The sequence below is a fragment of the Ureibacillus acetophenoni genome (assembly GCF_900220965.1).
Taxonomy (GTDB): Bacteria; Bacillota; Bacilli; order Bacillales_A; family Planococcaceae; genus Ureibacillus; species Ureibacillus acetophenoni.
The window spans coordinates 96,249-119,702 of the sequence record NZ_OBQC01000002.1; the positions used below are offsets into that span (position 1 = coordinate 96,249).

Below are 23,454 nucleotides of genomic sequence, written 5' to 3' on the forward strand. Positions count from 1 at the left end.
GGCACCTCGGCTTCCATTCTCATATTTCGACTATCTACCGTTCAGTATATTTTTTTCACTAGGTAAAAATTGCTTACGTGATTTTGCTATACGAGCAATTCGGTCTTCCGCTAATTTGTTTGCTGCTAAATAAGTTGGAATATTTTGTTCCTTTGAAATAGCGTAAATTTTCGAAAGACTATCATAAATCGTTTCTACACGTTTCATTGCACGTTCACGGTTATAACCATATAATTCATCAGCGACATTAATTACTCCACCAGCATTGATAACATAATCTGGTGCATAAATAATTCCCATTTCGTGAAGTACATTTCCATGTCTAGATTCCTTTAACTGATTATTTGCGGAACCTGCAATCACCTTAGCTTTTAGTTGTGGAATTGTTTCATCATTAATAATTGCCCCTAAAGCACATGGGGAAAATACTTCAACTTCTTGTGTGTAAATATCATTTGGTTGGACTGCTTTCGCTCCAAAATCTTTTACAACACGTTCAACAGCCTTTTTATTTATATCAGTGACGATTAATTCTGCACCTTCTTGGTTTAGATATTCGCATAATGAGTATGCTACATTTCCTAAACCTTGTACAGCAACTTTAATTCCTTTTAACGAATCAGATCCAAATGCTTCTTTAACAGATGCTTTCATTCCTATATAAACACCATAAGCAGTTACAGGTGACGGATTTCCAGACGAGCCAAACGTTGGTGAAATGCCAGTTACATAATTCGTTTCTTCATGTATTAAGTCCATATCAGATTCTGTAGTACCAACATCCTCTGCAGTAATGTAACGTCCATTTAAACCTTGTATAAAACGACCTAAAGCTCTAAACATTTCTTCATTTTTGTCTTTCGAAGGATCACCAATAATAACCGTTTTTCCTCCACCAAGATTTAAACCAGCTGCGGCATTTTTGTAGGTCATCCCACGAGCTAAACGCAATGCATCTTCCACTGCTTGATCTTCAGTTTCATATGGCCACATGCGAACCCCGCCTAGTGCAGGCCCTAATGTAGTATCATGTATAGCGATGATTGCTTTTAGACCTGATGTTCGATCTTGACAAAATACCAATTGCTCATAATCGTACTTTTCCATATACTTGAAAATTTCCATTATTAAATCCTCCCCTTGCGAAAGCGCTTTCTTTTAAAAAAGCATTTTTCTCTATAATATTCAAAATAATTCTCGGTAAAATACCCTTATTTCTACAATACTTTTAAATCAATTATGAATCAAGATATTAATTTCCAAATAATAATTTTCGTTCAATAGTATGAATTCCCTAGAAAGACAAATGTCGTTCCTTGACAATCATTTTCTCCATTGTAAAATGAAGATAGTTGTAAGGAGGACTTTATATGGCTCGAATGGCAGCGTTTATCGTGTTATTAATACCTGCACTCATGGCTGGAGCCGGTATTAAATTTTTACGTGATACTTTATATGGCAAGTTAATCTCACCATTTCCATGGTTATGGTTACAATTTATAATTGGTATCGTTTTTTTAGTAATTGGTCTAGGTTTCTTTGCGGGATATTTACTAAATCGAGATCGAAAAAATGGTCGGGTTGCCCCTAAATTTGAAAAGCAATCAAAATAATAAAGAGACTCAAAAAGTCAACATTACTTTTTTGAGTCTCTTTTTTCTTTTTGAATTTTTAACACTCTATCTGGATAGTCTGTAATCCATCCGATGACGGATGGGTCAGGATTAACTAAAAATGTTTCACTTCCGATAATTGAATAAAACCGCATCTTCTTATTAGCTTCCTTGACATAATTTAAATAACTCGGTTTGTAAAATCTTTTGTGAGCATGGATTGTATCTATATAGGACATGGTTTTCAACTGTTCCCAATTAAATTTTTTTGTTACAATAAACGCCGTTTCAATATCTGGTCTTTGCATTTTTACAATCCTCATTAAATCTTCATGGAAAGATGAAAAATGACTTCCTTTAGGTAAACTTAGTCTTTGTAATTCATCAATCAAAATGTCTGTATTTGTTAATACAGATTCTTTCAATTCGACGTTAAGTGGTATTTGATGTTCATTTGCCCAAACGACGACATTGTTAAAACTCGGAATATGATGATTAGTAAACTTTCTAATAAATCGTTTTCCAATTTTCACTTTTGATAGCTCATCGAATGTACAATCTGAAATAAGTTTATTTAACCCAGCTAGTCTGGACAAATTTAGATCGTGAAAAACTACAAGTACATTGTCCCTCGTTAGTTGAAGATCAATCTCAATGCCATTTGCCCCTAATTTCATTGCCTTATCAAAAGCTGACATAGTGTTTTCTATTTCGTAACCTGAAGCACCTCTATGTGCATAAATGAGAATATTATTCTTATACATTTAACTCTCCATTCTCAATTCGAAATGTACCATTCGTTCCTTTTGTAAGTAGGCATGATTTTCGACCAATTTGTATGAACGTGCCAGGATATGCTTCTTTTCGTACTACAACTTCTTCTTTTGTTGTTTTCCTAAATTGACTCATCATTTCTTTGATTTTGACATCGATTTTTTCAGCTTCTATTTTTTTATCTTCCACTAATTGTTTTAATTGATGAAATGCACTTAACTGCTTTTCATTCATTTTTTCAGTATATTGCTGTGTATTATTTAATTGTGAAGTAATTTGAATAATTTCCTCATGTAATGCTTTTAAAATTTGGGCTTTTTCTTGCATTAAGTCTAACTGTTCCTGCCTAGTAATACTTTCAATAATTAATTCCGTTCTACGTTCCATTTTATTCCCTGAAATGGCTGTTATAATTGTGTCCTTAGCTACTGCTTTTCCACCTATTATTTTTCCTTTTCTTTCATCGACAATAATTTTATTTCCAGTTATATTTGAGCCAAGAGCGTAGGAACCAATCACAATTTCATTTCCCGCAATTAAATTCGCTTCGTTTACATGTTTTACGAAAATATTTTTTCCTGCTTCTACAATTGTTTTTCCAAGCCCAAAAATGCCTCCTCGTATAAAAATATCACCATTTGTCGAATGAATTAATTTTGCTCCATTTACACCCTCTATATCTTCAATTGCAATATCGCCTGTGGCTAAAACACTGAAGCCGTTTTGAACTGTTCCACGTATGGAAATAGATCCATCGAATTGTATGTTTCCAGTATCATAACCAACATCACCATCGATAGGTAGGTGACGACTAACTGATACTAACCCTTGGCTTTGCTCAAAAACCCCGTTACTTGTTGCACGAAGTATGATTTTGCCATCTTCCTGAACCTCTTTTGCAGTTTTACGATCATATTTAAATGGTATATCATTACCTGGTGGGGCTGGTATATCCTCCCCATAAATATTCTTACCAGGTATACCGGGCTCTGCTGCAATTTTCTCTCCCAACAGATCGCCTTCTTTAATTTCAAATATAAAATTCATCTCAAAATAATCCGCTCGTCCATCTTCTCGTATAACAGGTTTTCTTTCCGGTATTTCAATATAAGTAACTTTTGCATCGTTACCCTTGATTGGATCAGTTCCTTTTGCTATTAGAAATGCTTTACTGGTTTCAATTTTGCTAAAATCAATAGGCAGCAATCCATGTACTATCCCTTTTTCTCTTATTTGAGAGTGTATTTCATTTAAAATTTCGTCTTTTTTTGTATTAATGGATTGTTTAGTTTCATTTATGTATATAGATGCTGACATCTTATTATTTGCAATTTCAATTTCTATTAGAGGAAGATATTTACCAACTTCAATAGGTTGTGTGGTTACTGTTGATAATACATTCTTTAATAAAGCAAAATTAGTTAGTTTTATACGAGGATGTATGTTAATAATTTCTTGAAAATTTTTGAGTGGAAATCCAACTTTATTAGTTTGAATGAATAACTTTCCGTTTTCCTCTAGAATTTTGAAATATTCATTTTCAAAAATTTTCAATGCTAACTACCTCCAAAAATATTATTAATTAATAGTATATACAACATTTTTAAGATTGTTTAGATTTTTTATTGTCAACAACAGAAAAACCCCACTTGTTGATGTTTTTGAAATCAGAATGGGGTAAATTATATTAAAAAGGTATATTTTTATTGGAATGATTTCTGCTATTAATGAGTTACATTATCCCTTTTTCTTTGGAGTGGTATAGGTCAATGCCTGATCACTATCCTTTATACCATGCGTAGTTGGATCGACGATAACTCCTAAAAATACTAAGATCATTAATATCGTTTCAGCTAATTCAGTAAATTGGGCATTGAACAAAGTAACATCTATATTAAAAATTGAAGCGACTTGATTTAGAAAAATTGAAATTAACGCAATAAGTGAAATCCAAAATGATCTATGTTTAAATCGAACTTTCCAGTTAATCCCCATTATGTCTATCACCTCCTTTAAATAAGAGACCAATGAAAATAAAACCATTATTTTACTTCTATTGTATTTTTTAAATTAATAACTGAAACTACATATGCCTATAAAAAAACACTCAAATAGTATTCATAGGAGAATACTATTTGAGTGTTAAAATAAAAATAAAAAACCCCAGGAATTAGCGACCCGGGGTTCTTAATGGCAAAGCAAAACAAAAATTGTTTTGTAAAATAATTTTATATTGAAAACATTATATTATCAACAAGTAAGTTATACCAAAGTAACCAAATTGCTTAAAAAGTAAATAAAGGGTAAATATTATAAATTATTTACCCTCTATATATATTATTTATGATGCAACTAATTCAATACGAATTTTGTCCGCAATCATGGCGATGAATTCTGAATTTGTTGGCTTTGATTTTAAATGGTGAACTGTGTAACCAAACATTTGTGAAATGGACTCATAATTACCGCGATTCCATGCTACTTCAATGGCATGACGAATTGCACGTTCTACACGTGATGGTGTCGTACCAAATTTTTTAGCGATTTCCGGATATAAGATTTTAGTAACAGAACCAAGTAACTCAATATCATAATAGACCATTTGAATTGCTTCTCTTAAGTAAGAATACCCTTTAATGTGAGCTGGAACCCCAATTTCTTTAATAATTGAAGTAATTGTCGTATCTAGTTGACGTTGATTTACTTTACCTGTCGTTTCAGGTTGTAAAATGCTTTGACGTTTTACTGTCTCTGTTTTTTGACCAGCACAATGTAATATTTTTTGTACCAGTTGGTCAAATTCAAATGGTTTTAACATGAAGTAAGATGCACCGTAAGTTACAGCTTGTTTCATCACATCTTCTTGTCCAAATGCCGTTAACATTATAACTTGTGTATTAGTAAAACGATTATCACCGTACATTGCTTCTAATACAGCTAGTCCATCTAAATGTGGCATGATAATATCTAAAAGTAGAACTTCTGGTTGAAAATCTTCTAACATTTTTAAACATAATTTTCCATTTGGTGCCGTTGCAACAATTTCAATTTCGGGATGATTCTCAAAAAACTGTTCCAATGTTCTTACTAAATCTCTGTTATCGTCAGCAATCGCAACTCTTACTTTCGCCAAAATAATTCCCCCTAGTGTTTAATTCTACTTAATAGTTCCCCTTTATTTAAGAAGTCACAGTTTTTTACTTGACGATTTTAATTTCGACATTTGCCCTAGAATACCCTTCCAAAAATAGAAAATGATATACAAGTCGTACAAATTCATTACTCATCGACAAATTAATCGGGACTAAAACAATAAAACACAAATCAACCATTTCAATTTATCGTATAATTATCATTAATATAAAAAAAAGACTACACATCAACTAATGTGCAGTCTTTTTTACTCATCATGGCTTTTTCTTTAGCATTTCAACAACTGATATTGCTGCCCCTTTTTGTGGTTGTTCGACAAACATATGGGTTACAGCACCTACAAATTTACCATTCTGAATTATAGGACTTCCACTCATGCCTTGTAAAATGCCACCTGTTTTATCTAATAATTTCTTATCTGTAACAATAAATTGTAAAAAACTATCTTCTGTCTTAATTATTTCAATTTCAAATTTCTCAACAGTTGAACCTTCAATAGCAGTGTAAAGTTCTGCTTTTCCTAATTTAATATCCTTCTCGTGCATAATTTCTATAGGTTGTCGTAAACTTTGATTATTGGTCTCCCACTGACCAAATATACCGTATATATCATTTGACTTAATATTTCCTAAACGAATGTTATTATTTTCAATAACAGAAATTTTATATCCTGGATGACCTGGACTACTCTTTTTGATTTGCTCGATTGATGCTAAAAAAATAGATCCTTCAATAAATTTAGGCGGTGCATTAAGGACTCCATCAATAATTTGGTGACCTAGTGCACCGTATTGTTTAGAATCAGGATCAATGTATGTTAAGGTTCCGATACCATCTGTTTCATCTTTTAAAAAAGGTAAAATATTGCTTGCTTCTTCTTTTGTTAAGGATACTTGTCGTTTTTCATCCTTTTTTTGAACCGAAATAGTTAAGTTACTCTCGTCTAACTCTTCCTTAAGTGATCTAACAGAATTTACTTCACGTCCATTTAATTCTGTTATAAAGTCACCCTTTTTGAGCCATTCCCCATTCGGTAATAATACGTCATGAGCAACATAGACAAATGGTAATTGTAACTGTATTCCAATAGATTCACCCATCGGAATTAGCTTTTTCGCTTCCGCTAATACCGTTTGAGTAAAGAACAAAGTGATGAGTAAAGTTATTGTAAACAGTATACGCAAATGTCTCATAGTCCACCTCCTCTAAAGTTTGTAACATTACTATGTGTCAGAAACCATTCATTAATGAGAGGTAAATATTTGTCGTGAAATACGAAAAAAATATTAGAAAACTTAGCTAAACGTCATTTCTTTTGACAATTTGACTTAGTTGTTCTTTTTCTGTAAATAAAAAATTGCCGACATATACATAATTATATTGTCGACAATTTTTCGGATTTATATTTTCACTTTTGTTTCTTTTTTTCGATCTTCCGCTAAATTTAACAATTCTTTTGCATGTTGTAATGTTAAATCAGTAATTTCAGCACCACTCATCATACGACTAATTTCTTCAGCACGTTGTTCAATATTTATGTTAGAAACAGTCGTAAATGTTCGATTGTCCTCTACATTTTTACGAATTAAATAATGTTGGTCAGCCATAGCAGCCACTTGTGGTAAATGTGTGATACAAAGTACTTGCGAATGATGTGAAATTGCAGATATCTTTTCTGCAATTGCTTGTGCAACTCGTCCACTTACGCCAGTATCGACTTCATCAAATATAATAGAAGTAACTCCTTCATTTGAAGAGAAAATGGTTTTAAGCGCTAACATAATTCGTGACAACTCTCCACCAGATGCAATCTTAGGTAATGACTTTGGTGGTTCCCCAACATTTGTCGAAATGTAAAATGTTATTTCATCTTTACCATTAATATCAAAATGGTTTAATGAATCAAAATTAACAATGAATTTTGCTTTTTCCATATGTAAGTCACGAAGTTGGTCCATTATTGCGTTACTTAATTTTTCAGCGCATTCTCTTCTAATTTTTGACAAATCCTCAGCGTAAATTTCAAGACTTTGTTCAAGTTCAAGTAGTCTCTGCTCTTTATGGCGTAATGTTTCATCACGATTTAATAACTGGTCTAACTCATCTTTTATTTTTTCAAGGTAAATTAAAATTTCTTCAACTGTTGAACCATATTTTCGCTTCAATGTTTGGTATTGTGTAAGTCGATGTTCTACCTCATTTAATCTTTCAGGATTAAATTCAAGGTCGTCTAGAATATTTTTAATTTGGTATGACGCATCTTGTAGAGAATAAAATGATGAAGCTACTATTTCCTGAACTTCCTTAAACTGAATATCAAGGTCAACGATATCATCAAGGGCACCCATTGACTTCCCAATTAGATCTAATCCATTCATATCTCCAGAAATTGCTTCATAAGCAATACTTGCACGTTCAAATATTTTATTGAAGTTGATAAGACGACTACGTTCTTCTAATAATTGATCTTCTTCATCAAGTTGTAATTTAGCATCTTCAATTTCCTTGATTTGAAATTGATATAAATCGATTTTTTGGATTGAGCGTTTTTCATCATTACTCAATTGAGTTATTTCTCGATTCAAATCTCGATAGGTTTGAAATGCTTCTACATATTTTTCTTTAATTGAAGAGATTTCTTGGGATGCAAAGTAATCAAGCAAATGAATATGTTGTTTTTCATCCATTAGTTCTTGATTTTCATGTTGACCATGAATATCGACTAATCTACTACCAATTTCACGTAAAATAGATAATGGAACTAGTTTTCCATTAATTCGACAGACACTTTTACCTTTCCCGTTGATTTCACGATGTAAGATTACTGAATCCTCTTCAATTTCTATGCCAACTTCTTGTAATTTTTCATAAATTGCATGATGATTATTTGTAATTTGAAATAAGCCAGAAAGCTCAGCTTTCGGAGCCCCATGTCTTACAAATTCATGCGAAGCTCGTCCACCTGCTAATTGATGAACCGCATCAATAATAATTGATTTTCCAGCTCCTGTTTCACCAGTTAAAACGGTTAAACCTTCTACGAAGCTTACGGTAAGGTCATCAATGATTGCAAAATTACGTATATTTAGCTCTCTTAACAAACATTTCACCTCTAGTATGAATTTATAGCATTTCTAATAAACGTGCTTTTATAGTTTCTCGATCATCTTCTGTTCGGCAAATAATTAGAATTGTATCATCACCAGAAATCGTACCTAATATTTCGTTCCAATCTAATTGGTCAATGAGTACTGCAATTGCGTTTCCATTCCCTGGTAAGGCTTTTAATACTAATAAATGCGAAGCTCCCTCAATACTTATGAAAGCATCCGCAAGTGAGCGTTGTAATTTCTGCAATGGATTAAATCTTTGATCTGCAGGTAAGCTATATTTATACCGGCCATCTTGCATTGGCACTTTTACTAAACTTAACTCTTTAATATCTCTTGAAACTGTTGCTTGAGTAATGTTGTAGCCTGCTTCTCTTAACCTTTCAACGATTTCGTCCTGTGTTTCAATATTTTCATTTGTTATTATTTCGCGAATTCTAAGATGACGTTGTCCTTTGTTCATTTACACACCTCTTATGAATATATATGTATAATTATACTAACATTTTGTGTTAAATTTTCAAGCGACATAAAGCAACAAATATTTTTAACACACAAAAAAGAATGTCCCAATAGTTTGCTGTTGCATAACTTTGGGACTTTTTAATGAAGAATATAAAGTAACCGAATCATTTAAAGTTGCATAAACACTTTAATATGTTAATCATTTTAGTTCATTATGTGCTAATTCGACGACCGATTTAAAATCTGTAAAAGCTTCAAAGTGATCATTATCATCTGGATTCACTAAATGGAATAAAAACTCAATATTCCCTTCGCCACCTGTAATTGGGGAAAAGGAAGCATTTTTTAAAATAAAACCTTGTTCTGAAGCCATTTTTGCAGTATTTTCTAATACTTCAAGATGTACTTTTGGATCCCTAACAATTCCTTTTTTGCCTACATTTTCTTTTCCGGCTTCAAATTGTGGTTTTACTAATGCCATAACATCTCCACCAGGAATTAATATAGCCTTCAAGACAGGTAATATTAAGGATAGAGAAATAAAAGATACGTCGATTGTCGCAAAATTAGGTAATCCTTCAGTAAAATCTTCAGGTTTTGAATACCTAAAATTAGTCTTTTCCATAACCGTTACACGTTCATCAGACCGTATTTTCCAGGCAAGCTGATTAGTGCCTACATCAAGTGCATAACAGTGTTTTGCTCCATTTTGTAATGCACAATCTGTAAATCCACCTGTTGAAGATCCGATATCTAACATAATTTTACCTTCAACCGACATATCAAATATTTCTAAGGCTTTTTCTAGCTTTAAGCCTCCACGACTTACATATTTCAATTGGTTTCCTTTTACTTGAAGAGGTGCATCTACGGGTATTTTTTCACCAGCTTTATCTATTCGAGTTTCATTAGAATAGACTAGACCTGCCATAATAGATCGTTTTGCTTTTTCCCGTGTTTCACACAATCCTCGTTCAACTAAAAGAACGTCCACACGCTCTTTCATTTGTTTCGTCATACTGTCTTCGTTCCCAAACGATCATTTGTGCTTACTAAAATTTCAATACGTTTTATAATTTCTTCTTTTGTAATATCAATCTCATTAAGTAATAAGTCAACGCTACCTTGTTCAACAAATAGATCTGGAATACCAATTCTTTCGATTGAATTATAATAATTATTGTCACTCGCAAATTCTAATACAGCGCTACCAAAGCCACCTTGTAAGACAGCTTCTTCTACTGTTAAAATAGGCATTTTTGATGACATAATTTCATGAAGCATGCCTTCATCCATAGGTTTAATAAATCTAGCATTAACGACTTGCACATGAATACCTTTTTCCGATAATTCCTCTGCTGCTTCCATCACCATTGGTATTGTTGTGCCAAATGTTAATATCGATGCACTTTGACCTTCTCTTAATACTTCCCAGCTACCAATTGGAATCGTCGTCATTTCTTCATCTAACGGTACACCATATCCATTACCACGTGGATAACGCATAGCAATCGGTCCATCATTATATTCGACAGCAGTTTTCACCATATGTTGACCTTCGTTTTCATCTTTAGGCATCATTAAAACAATGTTTGGAATATGTCTTAAAAATGCAATATCATAGACACCTTGATGTGTTTCTCCATCTGCTCCAACTAGTCCTGCGCGATCGATACCAATAAACACATTTAAATTTTGGCGAGCTACATCATGTAGAACTTGGTCATATGCTCTTTGTAAAAATGTAGAGTAAATAGCTAAATACGGCTTCATTCCTTGTGTTGCTAAACCAGCAGCCATCGTAACCGCATGTTGTTCAGCAATTCCTACATCAAAGAATCGATGAGGGAAATCTCTTTGGATCCCTTCCATTTTCGATCCAACTGGCATCGCTGGTGTAATAGCAACAATTCTCTCATCTGTTTCCATTAGTTTACGTACAGACTCTGAAACTAAACTACTCCATCCCGGACCTTTCGTTTTGCTTTTAACAAAATCCCCAGTTTCCATTTTATATGGACCCGTTCCATGCCAAGTACCAATTGTATCTTCTTCAGCAGGCTTATATCCTTTTCCTTTTTTCGTAATAACGTGTACAAGGACAGGACCTTTTGCTTTTTTTGCATAGTCTAATGTTTTTTCAAGCGAGTCAATATCATGCCCATCGATGGGTCCTAAATATTTAAAGCCCATTTCCTCAAAAAAGACACCAGAAACAACTAAATATTTCAAACTATCTTTCACTCGCTCGGCAGTACTTGCCATTTTGCCGCCTAGTACAGGAATTTTCTTCATTAAAGATTCTAGTTCTTCTTTAGCTTTTGAATATTCCTTAGCCGTACGAAGTCTTCCTAAAATATTGTGTAATGCACCGACATTTGGCGCAATTGACATTTCATTATCATTTAAAATGACAATCATTCTCGTTTTTTCATGACCGATATGATTTAATGCTTCTAGCGCCATACCACCAGTTAAAGCACCATCACCAATAATCGGCACAACATAAGAATCATCCTTTTTTAAATCTCTAGCTACCGCCATACCCATAGCAGCGGAAAGAGAAGTTGAACTGTGTCCAGTTTCCCATTCGTCATGTTCACTTTCATTTCTTTTTGGAAAGCCACTTAGCCCTTTATATTGACGTAAACTGTCAAATTGACTAGCACGTCCAGTTAAAATTTTATGAACGTATGATTGGTGACCGACATCCCAAATAAATTTATCTTTCGGGGTGCTAAACGCTCTGTGTAATGCAATTGTTAGTTCTACTACACCAAGATTCGGACCAATATGCCCACCAGTTATTGAACATTTATTTATAAGAAAAGATCGGATATCGTTTGCTAAAGTATCCAATTCTTTTTTATTCAACTTTTTTAAAAAGGATGGACTAGTAATATTGTTTAAATCCATCTCTCACACACCTTTTCATCAAATATTTATCATCAAATTGTTTTTCTTATTATAACAGTGTTCGAGATTAAGAAAAAGCAATACATTTCGATTATTTGTTACGACGCACAATATACTCTGTAAGTTCTTTTAATACAGTAGTATCACCTTTTAATTGTTCTAAAAGAGAAATCGCTACTTCATAGTGTTCGTTTAATTTATTTTTTGCACCATCTATTGTTAATAAAGATGGGTATGTACTTTTATTGCTAGCAACATCTTTTCCAGCAGTTTTACCCAATTCTTCAGATGTACCTTCAATATCTAAAATATCATCTTGAATTTGAAAAGCTAATCCAATATGGTGAGCAAAATCAACTAAAATACTTCTTTCCTCTTCAGAAGCTTCTGATAAGACTGCTCCTGCTTCTATACTAAATCTTAATAATGCGCCAGTTTTATTGATATGAACTTGTTCAAGTTCCTCAAGGTTTAATAAGCGTGTTTCTCCATCAATATCAAGTACTTGTCCACCTACCATACCTTCAGCTCCGGCAGCGATACTTAATAAATTGATAAGTTGTACTTTAATATTAGCAGGTACATTTTCCATCCTTGCTAGAATTCCAAAACTTAGTGTATTTAAAGCATCTCCAGCTAATGTAGCAAGTGCTTCTCCATAAACAACATGGTTTGTAGGTTTTCCTCTTCTTAATTCATCATTATCCATACTTGGTAAATCATCATGAATTAAAGAATAAGTATGAATCATCTCTACAGCAGAAGCAACTGTATAAGCTTCTTTTTGTTTATAATTAAACAACTGACAAACCGCAAGGACAAATAATGGTCTTATTCTTTTACCGCCTGCTTTTAATGAGTATAGCATGGATTCTTTTAACGTTTTTGGTGCAACAATCTTTTCAACTAATGAGTATAATTCATCATCAACTAATAGTAGATGTTCTTCCATAAATCTATTTAATGTATTTGTCATTCTGTTAGCCCTCTATCACCTATTTGATCAAATGGTTGTTTTTCACCATTTTCATTTACTACTGATATTAACTGTTCTTCCGCATTTTGTAATTTCACATGACAAAATTGGGATAATTCCATACCTTTTTTATATAAATCAATTGCCTCTTCTAAAGGAACTTCGCCTTGTTCCAATTTTTGTACGATTTCTTCTAATTCTGCCATTGCTTCTGCAAACGTTTGCTGTTTCGTCATATTATTTGCTACCTCCTTCGTTCACTTGGGTATCTATAATCTTAGCCCTCGCCTTACCATCTTGGAGTTGTACTGTAATTTCGTCATTTACAGACAGTTGAGAGACAGATTTTATGACTTTATCCTCTTTAAAAGTAACACTAAATCCTCGATTCATAATCGTTAACGGATTTAAAGCTTCTAAAGTTCTTATTGTAGATGAAAAAGATTCTTTTTTATTCGATAATAACTTTAATATTGATCGTGTCAGTAAATTTGTCGTTTGATCTAATTGTTTACCATAATACTGAATTGCATTTTTAGGTGAATACATTTTAATTGCACCATCTAATCTTTGTAATTCACTATTCTTTTTCATTAAAAATACTTGTCCTGAACGAGATAAACGCATATCAAGATGAATCATTTTTTCAGTAAATGGGCGATATAATCTTTCTGGAGTTGCTAAAGGATAAGAATTTTGCAACTTTTTTAATCGATTTCGTTCTATCGCCAATTTCGAGGACATGACCTGATGCAAATAGGATTTACTTCCAAGGATTCGTTGATACAATTCTTTTTGGTGCGGTACAGAAAGCTCTGCAGCTGCAGTTGGCGTCGGTGCTCTTAAATCAGCTACATAATCTGCGATTGTAGTATCTGTTTCATGTCCAACAGCGCTAATGATAGGTATTTTACTCTCAAAGATTGCACGAGCAACTATTTCTTCATTAAACGCCCATAGATCTTCAATTGAACCGCCACCACGTCCCATTATAAGAACATCACATAGATTTTGTTCATTAGCTAACTTTATATTTTTCACAATATTTGGTGCTGCTTGAGCGCCTTGTACAATTGTTGGATAGATGACAATTTCACAAAGAGGATATCTTCTTGAAATCGTTGTGCAAATATCTCGAATAGCTGCACCCGTAGTTGCTGTTAATACTCCAACTGTATTTGGAAATTTTGGAATTGGCTGTTTAAAATTTGGGTTGAAAAGTCCTTCTTTATGTAACTTTTCTTTTAATTGATTGAACGCAATAAACAAACCGCCGATACCATCTGGTTCCATACTTTGTGCATATAATTGATAACTACCCGAAGATTCGTATACAGAAACATCACCACGAATAAAAACTTGCATACCTTCTTCTGGCTTAAATTTTAACTTACTTGCTTGAGTCCGAAACATCGTAGCAGATATACGTGTTTCATCATCCTTTAACGTGAAATAAATATGTCCCGATGTATGTATTTTTACATTTGAAAGTTCACCTTTGACATAGACATCACGTAAGTGGGGGTCTGCATCGAACTTTCTCTTAATATATTTTGTTAATGCTTTAACGGTTAAATAAGAAGACGCTGTCATTTACATACGAATCCTTTTCTATAAATTCTTTAATTAGTGTATAAATTAAAAGCTGTTTCTCATCAGAAAAACAGCTTTCTGCACATCTATTTTACATGTTTTAAGACTATTTGTCCTGTTGTAATGTATTTTCTGCAGATTGAACAGTATTGTATAGCAACATTGTAATCGTCATTGGACCTACTCCGCCTGGTACAGGAGTAATGTGAGATGCAATAGGCTCGACATCAGTAAAATCGACATCTCCAACTAATTTATTATTCTCGTCGCGGTTGATGCCAACATCGATTACAACGGCATCCGGTTTAACATGTTCGCTTGTAATGAAGTTAGCTCGACCAACCGCTGCAATTAAAATATCAGCTTGCTTTGTAAATGATGGTAAATCTTTCGTTTTTGAATGTGTATATGTAACGGTTGCATCCTTTTGAAGTAACAATTGACCCATCGGTTTACCAACAATATGACTTCTACCCACAATTACTGCATGTTTACCTGCTAGTTCTACACCAGAAAATTCTAACAACTTCATAACACCAAATGGAGTACATGGTAGGAATGTATCTTGCCCAAGCATCATTTTCCCTACACTGATCGGTGAAAATCCATCAACGTCTTTGTCAGGAGAAATCGTTGCAATTACATTATCTTCATTAATATGTTTTGGTAGAGGTAGCTGAACTAGGATTCCATGAATATCTTGACGGTTATTTAATGTTTTGATGTGTTCTAACAATTCTTCTTCTTTCGTTTCTTCAGGTAGTTTAATTAGTTCTGAATAGATACCTATCGCTTCACAAGATTTTTGTTTATTTCTTACATAGGTTTGTGATGCTGGATTATCTCCTACTAAAATTACTGCTAATCCTGCAGTAACACCTTGTTCTTTTAACTTTACTACACGATCAGCAATAGATTGTCTAATTTGTTGTCCAATTTCTTTACCGTTAATAATGCTAGCCATATTTCTTATACTCCTTCAAAAAAGAATTTCCGTAAAAAATATTATTTAATTATTCCACGAATTTAGAAAGTACTCCATTTACAAATTTGCTTGATTTTTCATCGCCATATGTTTTACACAGTTCAATCGCTTCGTTTAATACAACGTTATTTGGTGTATCATCCATAAACAATAATTCATAAACCGCTAAACGTAATACCGTTCTCTCAATTTTGGGTAATCGGTATAATGACCAATTTTCTAATTTTTCTTCAAGCGCTGCATCAATTTCTTGTTTCTTATTTATTGTCCCGCGAACTAATGACTCAAAGAATGAATCAGTTTCTGATTCTTCAAGTACATGGCTAATTGCCTCATCTACTGTTAGTTCTAACTCGGTATTATCTAACTGAAACAATACTTGCATAGCTTTACTACGCGCTTCATGTCGTTTCATGTATAAATCTCCTTCTTTAGTAACATTAAGACCTATAATAACATATTTTAGCTAATCATATACAGCTTCAAACAAGTTTCATTATTCTAAAAATAGCATTTGAAATTTTACGAAAATTAAAAGAAACCCATTGACGTTATATTAAATGTTCTTTAGCATAAGCCGTAGAAATTGGAGGTGTGTATTATGAAAATGTTTCTATACTACTTATTAATAGCATTTGTTGGATTTTGGATCGCATATTATTTTAGCTGGCCGAAATGGACAGTTTTTATTTTCATGGTAATCGCATGTATAGTAATGCTAGGTAGAATGCTTTATGTTTTGTACGGAACAAAAAATATAAAAAGTGTGGAAAAATTTTTAGCGAATAATAGAAAAGAGCCTATATATGCCTTTGTATACGAGCAGGCAAACGGCACAAAAGAAGAGCAATTAACGGCGATCGAACAAATACTTAAGAAATATCCTAAAGGTTACATATATCAGAATTATCGATTTGTCCGTGAAATGTTAAAAGAAAATTTTGATGTTGCTTTTGAAGAAGCTAATTTAATCGAGAAAGAACCGTTTATGAGCTATAGTAAAGCATTAGTCTATGCAACTTATGGTAATCGTCACGATGCGCTTTCTTTTGAGTTATCTAAAGAATGGATGAAAGAAGCTATTTTAGCAACTTTAGCTAAAAGGGAAAATGACAATATTTCTTATGAAGAACATAAGCAAAATGCTATACAGTCAGCTGGAGGAATTCAACGATATGGTTTAATTCATTCATTATAATTTTTAAGCACTGGAACTAAAGTAGATTTCCAGTGCTTTTCATTTCACTTAAAAGCTTGAGTTGCTTTTATCGCTTTTTGCCATCCTTCATAAAGTTTTGTACGTTTTTCTTCTTCCATTGACGGCTCGAATTTTCTTTCTAGATTCCAATGATCTACTATTTTCTCTTTACTTTCCCAAAATCCTACTGCAAGCCCAGCTAAATAAGCTGCACCTAATGCTGTAGTTTCGTTAATTGCCATTCTTTCAACAGGAACATTCAGTATATCCGATTGAAATTGCATAAGAAAATTATTGTGAACCGCTCCACCATCAACTCTTAAGGATTTTAAAGCAATAGTTGAATCTGCTTCCATAGCAGCTAAGACATCTTTTGTTTGATAAGCTAAAGACTCTAAAGTTGCACGAATAAAATGTTCTTTCGTTGTCCCCCTTGTTAGACCAAATACAGATCCGCGCACTTCGCTATCCCAATATGGTGTACCTAATCCTACAAATGCTGGAACTACATATACACCTTCCGTACTTTCTACCCTTTCAGCATAACTTTCACTTTCAGATGAATGACGTACCATTCGTAGACCATCTCTTAACCATTGGATGGCAGAACCTGCGACAAAAATACTACCTTCTAAGGCATATTCAACCTTGCCATCAACACCCCATGCAATCGTAGTTAACAGTCCATGATTTGAACGTACTGCCTTTTCTCCTGTATTCATTAGCATAAAGCAACCTGTTCCATACGTATTTTTCACCATGCCTGATTCAAAACAAGCTTGACCAAACAAAGCAGCTTGTTGGTCTCCTGCAATTCCGGCTATTGGTACACTCGTACCGAAAAAGTGATTTTTAGATACTTCACCATAAATTTCAGAAGATTGTTTGACTTCTGGAAGCATTGAGATAGGAACATCGAGTATAGATAAAAGTTCCTCATCCCATTTTAATTCATGTATGTTATACATTAATGTTCTAGAAGCATTAGAGTAATCCGTCACATGAACTTTACCTTCAGAGAGTTTCCAAATAATCCACGTATCAATCGTACCGAAAAGTAATTCACCCTTTTCTGCTTTCTTGCGAGCACCTTCTACATGTTCTAAAATCCACTTCACTTTTGTCCCCGAGAAATATGCATCGATTAAGAGTCCCGTTTTCTCTCTAAATAATTCTTCATGGCCTTGTTCAATTAAATCATTACATATAGATGTTGTTTGTCTTGATTGCCATACGATTGCATTATAAATCGGTTCGCCTGTTGTCTTATCCCAAACAACGGTTGTTTCACGCTGATTTGTTATACCAATTGCTGCAATTTGTTCAGGGCGAATATTTTTTTCTGATAGAACTGAAGCTATAACTGATAATATGGAACTCCATATCTCTTTTGCACTATGTTCAACCCAACCACTCTTCGGAAAGTATTGCTTAAACTCACGTTGAGCAATGTGAACTACATTACCAGCCTGATTAAATAGAATTGCTCTAGAACTAGTTGTACCTTGGTCTAAGGAAAGAATATACTTTTCCATTTCCCTTCTTTTCCCCCTCTTCTATTTATGGAACTTGTTTACTACTTCGATTAATTATATTCATATTCCTACTATACATTTAAATGTTATTTTATTTTAATTTAAATCTTTTGATGGTAAAGTATTGACATAGTAAATTTTACAATGTATAGTATAGAGACTAGTTAATATCATTACTTATCCAAGGAATTCACATGTTACAAAAAGTATCGGTGAACGTTCGGTACTTTTTGTAATGTGTGAATTTTTTTACGATAACAGATCTTAACTATAATAAATTTTTTGGAGGTCTTCTCAAATGACTCAAGGTACAGTAAAATGGTTTAACTCAGAAAAAGGTTTTGGATTTATCGAAGTTGAAGGTGGAAACGACGTATTCGTACACTTCTCTGCTATCCAAGGCGACGGATTCAAAACTTTAGAAGAAGGTCAAAAAGTTGAATTCTCAGTTGAAGAAGGAAACCGTGGACCACAAGCTACTAACGTAGTTAAACTTTAATTCTTTGTAATACCAACATAGAATGTTTTAAAGCCGACAAATGTATTAAATACATTTAGTCGGCTTTTTTCATTTAAAGTACACGTTGCGCCCATAAGAAATGTTTTTGTGTCCAACTTCCCCATGTACTTAAAATTTCAACATCATCTTCCGTATTTAAATTACTAATCCAATAATCATTCCCCATATAAATTCCTACATGTGTAATTTCCTTATCTTCACGAGTACTGAAAAACATTAAATCACCTTTTTTCATATCCTCAAATTTAACTGGTGTTCCAACTGTAGCTTGTTCTGCAGAAGTACGCGGAAGATTTATACCAAACATGTAATATATATGTTGTGTCCAACCACTACAGTCTGTATATAATGGTGGGTTGTAATTTTCTTGGCCTCCATAGACATATGTAGTTCGATCTTGTAGACTTCTCGCATAGTCAACTAAATCCGTAGCAATATCACCACTTCTTACTACGACTTTATCTCCAATATCAATTGAGTTTGGATTTTCAAAATGCGGATTCAATTCAATAATATCAGTTAACGTCATATTATATTTTTTAGCAATTTTAAATAATGTATCCCCTTGTTTAGCTGTATATTGGGCATTTGCTATTTCAACGCCACTAAATAGAATAGTAGTTGCAAATGCACCTACAACAGCTTTTCTGATGGAAAATTTCAAAGTGATGTCCCTCCAAATGTTAAATTACGACTATAGTTTGTTTCGGAAGACAACATATATACTTTTATGAAAAAAAATTCTTCCTTCAAATAATGAAGGAAGAATTAGAAAAATTATTCTTGTTCTTTTGTGGATTCAAATTGAATTGCTGTAATGTGGATATTTACTTCGTTTGTATCAATGGAAGTCATATTGAAAATTGCTTGTCTTATAGCTGTTTGGATATCTTTAGCAACTTTAGGTATGGAATATCCGTATTTCACCGAACAATAAACATCTATAATAATATCTCCATTATCAGATATAGTCGCTTTAACACCTTTCGAGTGTACTTTTTTACCAAATCGTTCAGCTACACCAGAAGCAAAATTTCCTCTAGTCGCTGCAACACCCTCAACCTCAGTAGTTGCGATCCCAGCAATTACTTCGATTACTTCAGGTGCTACTTCAATAAGACCAAGTTCTTCTTTACCAAAAGGAGTTGGTTGTACAAAAGTTTGTGTTGCTTTGTCAGCCATCTTCTTCACCCTCTCTTTCTCAGGCATAAACATAACTGTCATTGCCAAAGAGCCTTAATTAACTTAATTATACAATATTTTATACAGGGTTGCTCGAAATACACATAACATTAATGACTATATTTTATTTTATTGATAGTTTTAAACCAAAACTAAAATAAAGTTAAAAATGTGTAGACGATTAGAAAATATCCAATGTCTACACATTTTATAATAATTATTTAGTTACAGATTCTTTTTCCTTTTGGATATTTAATACATCATTTTCTTCTAAGAATTTCGTATTAAATTTACCTGATTGGAATACTTCGTTGTTCATTAACGCTTCGTGGAAAGGAATTGTTGTGTTAATACCAGGTCCTTCAACGACAAATTCGCTTAGCGCACGATTCATACGAGCGATTGCTTCGTCACGTGTATCTGCATGAACAATTAGTTTTGCAACCATTGAATCATAGTATGGTGGAATTGTATAACCTGCGTAAACAGCAGAGTCAACACGAACTCCATATCCACCTGGCGTAATATAAGTATCTACAGTACCAGCAGATGGCATAAAGTTTTTGTATGCATTTTCCGCGTTAATACGGCATTCAATTGACCAACCATTAATTTTAATATCTTCTTGAGCAAATGGTAACTTTTCACCCGAAGCGATTTTTAATTGTTGTTGAACTAAATCAACACCAGTAATCATTTCTGTAACTGGATGTTCTACTTGGATACGAGTATTCATCTCCATGAAATAGAACTTGTCCTCTTTATAATCGTAAATAAATTCAATCGTACCTGCACCTTCATAATTACAAGCTTGTGCTGCTTTTACTGCAGCAGCCCCCATTTCTGCACGGCGCTCAGGTGAAAGCGCTGGAGATGGAGCCTCCTCAACAAGCTTTTGCATACGTCGTTGTACAGTACAATCACGTTCACCTAAGTGAACAACATTACCTTGTGAATCTGCCAACACTTGGATTTCACAATGACGGAAATATTCGATGAATTTTTCTAAATATACACCTGGATTACCAAATGCTGCAGCAGCTTCTTTTTGTGTAATTTCGATCCCTTTTACAAGGTCTTCTTCAGTACGGGCTACACGGATACCTTTTCCGCCGCCTCCAGCTGTTGCTTTAATAATTACTGGGTACCCGATTTTAGCAGCCCATTGTTTACCTGTTTCAATATCAGGAACAATGCCTGTACCAGGAACAAGAGGAACACCCGCTTCTTCCATAGTACTTCTAGCTACGTCTTTCATACCCATAATTTTAATCGAATCTGATGATGGTCCGATGAACTTAATTCCCGCTTGTTCACAAGCTTCCGCGAAATCAGCATTTTCTGCTAAGAAACCGTATCCAGGATGAATTCCATCAACACCCGTTTTTTCTGCAACACTTAAAACAGCTGGGAAACTTAAATAAGAATCTTTTGATAATTTAGGTCCTATACAGTACGCTTCATCTGCTAATTTTACATGAAGTGCATCTTTGTCTGCTTCCGAATAAACAGCAACACTTTGAATACCTAGTTCTTTACATGCACGAATAATTCGAACTGCAATTTCACCACGGTTAGCAATTAATACTTTTTTCATTTTGGTCACCCCTTACTCAGGTTTTACTAAAAATAGTGGTTGACCATATTCTACTAATTGGCCATCTTTTACGAGAATTTCTACAATTTCACCTTTAATTTCAGCTTCAATTTCATTGAATAACTTCATAGCTTCTACGATACAAACGATCGTTTCATCTGAAACTTTATCTCCAACTTTTACATATGGAGGAGCATCTGGTGATGGAGCTTGATAGAATGTTCCTACCATTGGAGAAGTGATTTTATGTAGTGACTCATCACTAGCAGCTGTTGCTTTTGGTGCGGCTTCAGTTACTGCTTTTGCAACCTCTACTGGTTGTGGAGCAGGTTGTTCTACCGGCTTTGCAACAGGTTGCTCTACGACTTGTGCTACAACTTCTGACTTAGGTTGAACGACTTCCGTTACAACACCATTTGATTTTTTTAATTTTATTTTTGCCCCATCATTTTCATACACAAATTCTTCGATCGATGATGCGTCAACTAATTTAATAATTTCACGTAATTCTTGTACTTTGAACACAATAACACCCCTTCATAAATAATAGATACATCTTTCATTTTATAATTTTTTGGTACAATTTGAAACTATTATTTATTATTTTCTACAAAACGTAAAAAAACAGTGCTTTTGCCATAGACAATGTCGCACTGTTTCTTCCTTAAATTATATTTTATTTTATAAAGTGCTTAATCAATAGTAACTTGATTGAAAACCAACTGTTACGTTTGTGATATTCATATCTTCAACTTCTTTTCTAACTGTATAAATAATATCATTAGCCTGTTTTGTTGATAGTTCGTCTGATAGTACTTGTACTTGTACTTTGTCCTCTTCCACTCTTACAAACGCATCAGAATAGCCAAGTGATTTGATTAGCATCTCAAGCATTGCTTCAGAAGACTCTTGTTTAATAAGTTGATTCATTTGATTGAATGCTTCATTTTTCTCTTCATTTGTAAATTCGTTCGATGCAATTTTATTTGTTAATTGAGTACGTATTTGACTACGCTCATTATCAACTTGAATTCTTAAATCATCGAATAAATAACTTTCCGTAGAAGTAGAAGTATTTGTTAATTGATCTACACCCGTTAAAGTTGTTTGTTCAAGTGGGTCGTCCGTGAAGACAGCCGATAAATTCACATCGCGATTACCTTCAAATAGGTAGTAAACTGAAATGACAGCCGCTAAGCTAAATAAAGTTAATAGCCATACTGTTCGTCTTTTTACTTTCATTCTACATCTCCTTTTCTCTCCATAGGTACAATCATGATTCTGTGAGTAGGCAATTGCATTACTCGACTAATGGTTTCCAATAGTTGACTTTTGATGGAGGGGTTCGAAGCCCCTTCCGATACAATGAGCATACCTGATACTGTTTTTTGGGTTTTACCTGATGAAAAATATTCATCTAGCAAACTAGCTCCATCTGGTACATGATCATCGTAATGTAAATACACTTTAACTTGTCCAACGCCTTGAATTTGCTTTAACGTTTGCTCTATTTTCCCCTCAAGTGTACTTGTATCACTTTGCTCACTGTTTGGATCATTAAACGTTAAAGAAATGTACGCAATGAACGCAACTAGTGCTATTGGAATCAGTATTAGGTTAGTCTTTGTCCATTTTTTCTTTTCCACTTCACGTCCCTTTGCGGCCTCCTTTCTGTAACGTTTCAACACATTGTATGATGGTTGATGCTCGTCTATGCTTTATAGATTTAGGAAATCTAACAAAGTTGTTAAAAAAATAATTAAGGTTGCTAGTTTAATATAAATAATGAGATCTGTTTCCTCGGCTAATAGTAGTAAACATTTGCCCACTAAAATTA

At 33.6% G+C, this 23,454-nt stretch carries 25 protein-coding genes; 3 read left to right on the forward strand and 22 right to left on the reverse strand.

Annotation, left to right across the window (positions count from 1 at the left end; all coding sequences use genetic code 11):
- Positions 1 to 30 precede the first annotated feature (30 nt).
- Entirely contained in the window at positions 31 to 1,125 is a 1,095-nt protein-coding gene (locus tag CRO45_RS03165; protein ID WP_097148191.1) for a Glu/Leu/Phe/Val dehydrogenase dimerization domain-containing protein, read from the reverse strand.
- A 245-nt stretch (positions 1,126 to 1,370) separates the two neighbouring features.
- Here CRO45_RS03165 and CRO45_RS03170 point away from each other — a divergent pair, with 245 nt between their 5' ends.
- On the forward strand, positions 1,371 to 1,613 hold the full coding sequence (locus CRO45_RS03170; protein WP_097148192.1) for a DUF2627 domain-containing protein: 243 nt from the start codon (positions 1,371 to 1,373) through the stop codon (positions 1,611 to 1,613).
- A 23-nt stretch (positions 1,614 to 1,636) separates the two neighbouring features.
- On the opposite strand, the gene CRO45_RS03175 is transcribed toward CRO45_RS03170, so the two are convergent.
- The 14 genes from CRO45_RS03175 to nusB all read right to left on the reverse strand — a co-directional run bounded on the left by CRO45_RS03175 (position 1,637) and on the right by nusB (position 16,000).
- Entirely contained in the window at positions 1,637 to 2,377 is a 741-nt protein-coding gene (locus tag CRO45_RS03175) for a glycerophosphodiester phosphodiesterase (protein ID WP_097148193.1), read from the reverse strand.
- Positions 2,370 to 3,941: a DUF342 domain-containing protein gene (locus CRO45_RS03180; protein WP_097148194.1), complete on the reverse strand. Its 1,572-nt coding sequence runs from the start codon at positions 3,939 to 3,941 to the stop codon at positions 2,370 to 2,372. The genes CRO45_RS03175 and CRO45_RS03180 overlap by 8 nt, the downstream gene beginning before the upstream one ends.
- Positions 3,942 to 4,124: 183 nt before the next feature.
- Positions 4,125 to 4,382, reverse strand: coding sequence for a phage holin (locus tag CRO45_RS03185; protein WP_097148195.1), 258 nt, complete (start codon positions 4,380 to 4,382; stop codon positions 4,125 to 4,127).
- A gap of 346 nt (positions 4,383 to 4,728) precedes the next feature.
- Positions 4,729 to 5,520: a sporulation transcription factor Spo0A gene (spo0A, locus tag CRO45_RS03190; protein WP_097148196.1), complete on the reverse strand. Its 792-nt coding sequence runs from the start codon at positions 5,518 to 5,520 to the stop codon at positions 4,729 to 4,731.
- Between the two features lie 274 nt (positions 5,521 to 5,794).
- Positions 5,795 to 6,733: a SpoIVB peptidase S55 domain-containing protein gene (locus CRO45_RS03195; RefSeq protein WP_097148197.1), complete on the reverse strand. Its 939-nt coding sequence runs from the start codon at positions 6,731 to 6,733 to the stop codon at positions 5,795 to 5,797.
- Positions 6,734 to 6,940: 207 nt separating this feature from the next.
- Positions 6,941 to 8,641, reverse strand: coding sequence for a DNA repair protein RecN (gene recN, locus CRO45_RS03200; RefSeq protein WP_097148198.1), 1,701 nt, complete (start codon positions 8,639 to 8,641; stop codon positions 6,941 to 6,943).
- A gap of 22 nt (positions 8,642 to 8,663) precedes the next feature.
- Positions 8,664 to 9,113, reverse strand: coding sequence for a transcriptional regulator AhrC/ArgR (ahrC, locus tag CRO45_RS03205; RefSeq protein ID WP_097148199.1), 450 nt, complete (start codon positions 9,111 to 9,113; stop codon positions 8,664 to 8,666).
- Positions 9,114 to 9,314: 201 nt separating this feature from the next.
- Positions 9,315 to 10,133 (reverse strand): TlyA family RNA methyltransferase, encoded by an 819-nt coding sequence (locus tag CRO45_RS03210; protein WP_097148200.1) that lies wholly within the window; start codon positions 10,131 to 10,133, stop codon positions 9,315 to 9,317.
- The gene (gene dxs / locus CRO45_RS03215; protein WP_097148201.1) at positions 10,130 to 12,031 is read right to left on the reverse strand and encodes a 1-deoxy-D-xylulose-5-phosphate synthase; all 1,902 of its coding nucleotides are present in this window, start codon (positions 12,029 to 12,031) and stop codon (positions 10,130 to 10,132) included. The genes CRO45_RS03210 and dxs overlap by 4 nt, the downstream gene beginning before the upstream one ends.
- Positions 12,032 to 12,122: 91 nt before the next feature.
- The gene (locus CRO45_RS03220) at positions 12,123 to 13,007 is read right to left on the reverse strand and encodes a polyprenyl synthetase family protein (RefSeq protein ID WP_097148202.1); all 885 of its coding nucleotides are present in this window, start codon (positions 13,005 to 13,007) and stop codon (positions 12,123 to 12,125) included.
- Entirely contained in the window at positions 13,004 to 13,243 is a 240-nt protein-coding gene (locus CRO45_RS03225) for an exodeoxyribonuclease VII small subunit (RefSeq protein WP_097148203.1), read from the reverse strand. The genes CRO45_RS03220 and CRO45_RS03225 overlap by 4 nt, the downstream gene beginning before the upstream one ends.
- Position 13,244: 1 nt before the next feature.
- Complete coding sequence (gene xseA, locus CRO45_RS03230) at positions 13,245 to 14,600, reverse strand: exodeoxyribonuclease VII large subunit (protein WP_097148204.1); 1,356 nt, start codon at positions 14,598 to 14,600, stop codon at positions 13,245 to 13,247.
- Between the two features lie 106 nt (positions 14,601 to 14,706).
- The gene (folD, locus tag CRO45_RS03235) at positions 14,707 to 15,564 is read right to left on the reverse strand and encodes a bifunctional methylenetetrahydrofolate dehydrogenase/methenyltetrahydrofolate cyclohydrolase FolD (protein ID WP_097148205.1); all 858 of its coding nucleotides are present in this window, start codon (positions 15,562 to 15,564) and stop codon (positions 14,707 to 14,709) included.
- Positions 15,565 to 15,613: 49 nt separating this feature from the next.
- Entirely contained in the window at positions 15,614 to 16,000 is a 387-nt protein-coding gene (gene nusB, locus CRO45_RS03240; protein ID WP_097148206.1) for a transcription antitermination factor NusB, read from the reverse strand.
- Positions 16,001 to 16,186: 186 nt separating this feature from the next.
- Between nusB and CRO45_RS03245 the strand changes: the two genes are divergently transcribed.
- A complete protein-coding gene (locus tag CRO45_RS03245; RefSeq protein ID WP_097148207.1) occupies positions 16,187 to 16,783 on the forward strand; it encodes a hypothetical protein in 597 nt (198 codons plus the stop codon).
- A 44-nt stretch (positions 16,784 to 16,827) separates the two neighbouring features.
- Here CRO45_RS03245 and glpK read toward each other — a convergent pair whose 3' ends face one another.
- Positions 16,828 to 18,318, reverse strand: a complete 1,491-nt coding sequence (gene glpK / locus CRO45_RS03250; RefSeq protein ID WP_097148208.1) for a glycerol kinase GlpK — start codon at positions 18,316 to 18,318, stop codon at positions 16,828 to 16,830.
- Between the two features lie 298 nt (positions 18,319 to 18,616).
- Here glpK and CRO45_RS03255 point away from each other — a divergent pair, with 298 nt between their 5' ends.
- Positions 18,617 to 18,817, forward strand: a complete 201-nt coding sequence (locus tag CRO45_RS03255; RefSeq protein ID WP_097148209.1) for a cold-shock protein — start codon at positions 18,617 to 18,619, stop codon at positions 18,815 to 18,817.
- A gap of 73 nt (positions 18,818 to 18,890) precedes the next feature.
- Here the strand turns inward: CRO45_RS03255 and CRO45_RS03260 are convergent, their stop codons facing one another.
- The 6 genes from CRO45_RS03260 to CRO45_RS03285 form a co-directional block, all read right to left on the reverse strand.
- Positions 18,891 to 19,502, reverse strand: a complete 612-nt coding sequence (locus CRO45_RS03260) for a C40 family peptidase (protein ID WP_097148210.1) — start codon at positions 19,500 to 19,502, stop codon at positions 18,891 to 18,893.
- Positions 19,503 to 19,615: 113 nt separating this feature from the next.
- Complete coding sequence (locus CRO45_RS03265; RefSeq protein WP_097148211.1) at positions 19,616 to 20,020, reverse strand: Asp23/Gls24 family envelope stress response protein; 405 nt, start codon at positions 20,018 to 20,020, stop codon at positions 19,616 to 19,618.
- 217 nt (positions 20,021 to 20,237) lie between these two features.
- Positions 20,238 to 21,617 carry an acetyl-CoA carboxylase biotin carboxylase subunit gene (gene accC, locus CRO45_RS03270; protein WP_097148212.1) on the reverse strand — a complete coding sequence of 460 codons (1,380 nt, stop codon included), beginning with the start codon at positions 21,615 to 21,617 and terminating at the stop codon, positions 20,238 to 20,240.
- 12 nt (positions 21,618 to 21,629) lie between these two features.
- Positions 21,630 to 22,142, reverse strand: coding sequence for an acetyl-CoA carboxylase biotin carboxyl carrier protein (accB, locus tag CRO45_RS03275; RefSeq protein WP_097148213.1), 513 nt, complete (start codon positions 22,140 to 22,142; stop codon positions 21,630 to 21,632).
- Between the two features lie 171 nt (positions 22,143 to 22,313).
- A complete protein-coding gene (locus CRO45_RS03280; protein WP_097148214.1) occupies positions 22,314 to 22,859 on the reverse strand; it encodes a SpoIIIAH-like family protein in 546 nt (181 codons plus the stop codon).
- Positions 22,856 to 23,263 (reverse strand): hypothetical protein, encoded by a 408-nt coding sequence (locus CRO45_RS03285; RefSeq protein ID WP_097148215.1) that lies wholly within the window; start codon positions 23,261 to 23,263, stop codon positions 22,856 to 22,858. The genes CRO45_RS03280 and CRO45_RS03285 overlap by 4 nt, the downstream gene beginning before the upstream one ends.
- Positions 23,264 to 23,454 lie beyond the last annotated feature (191 nt).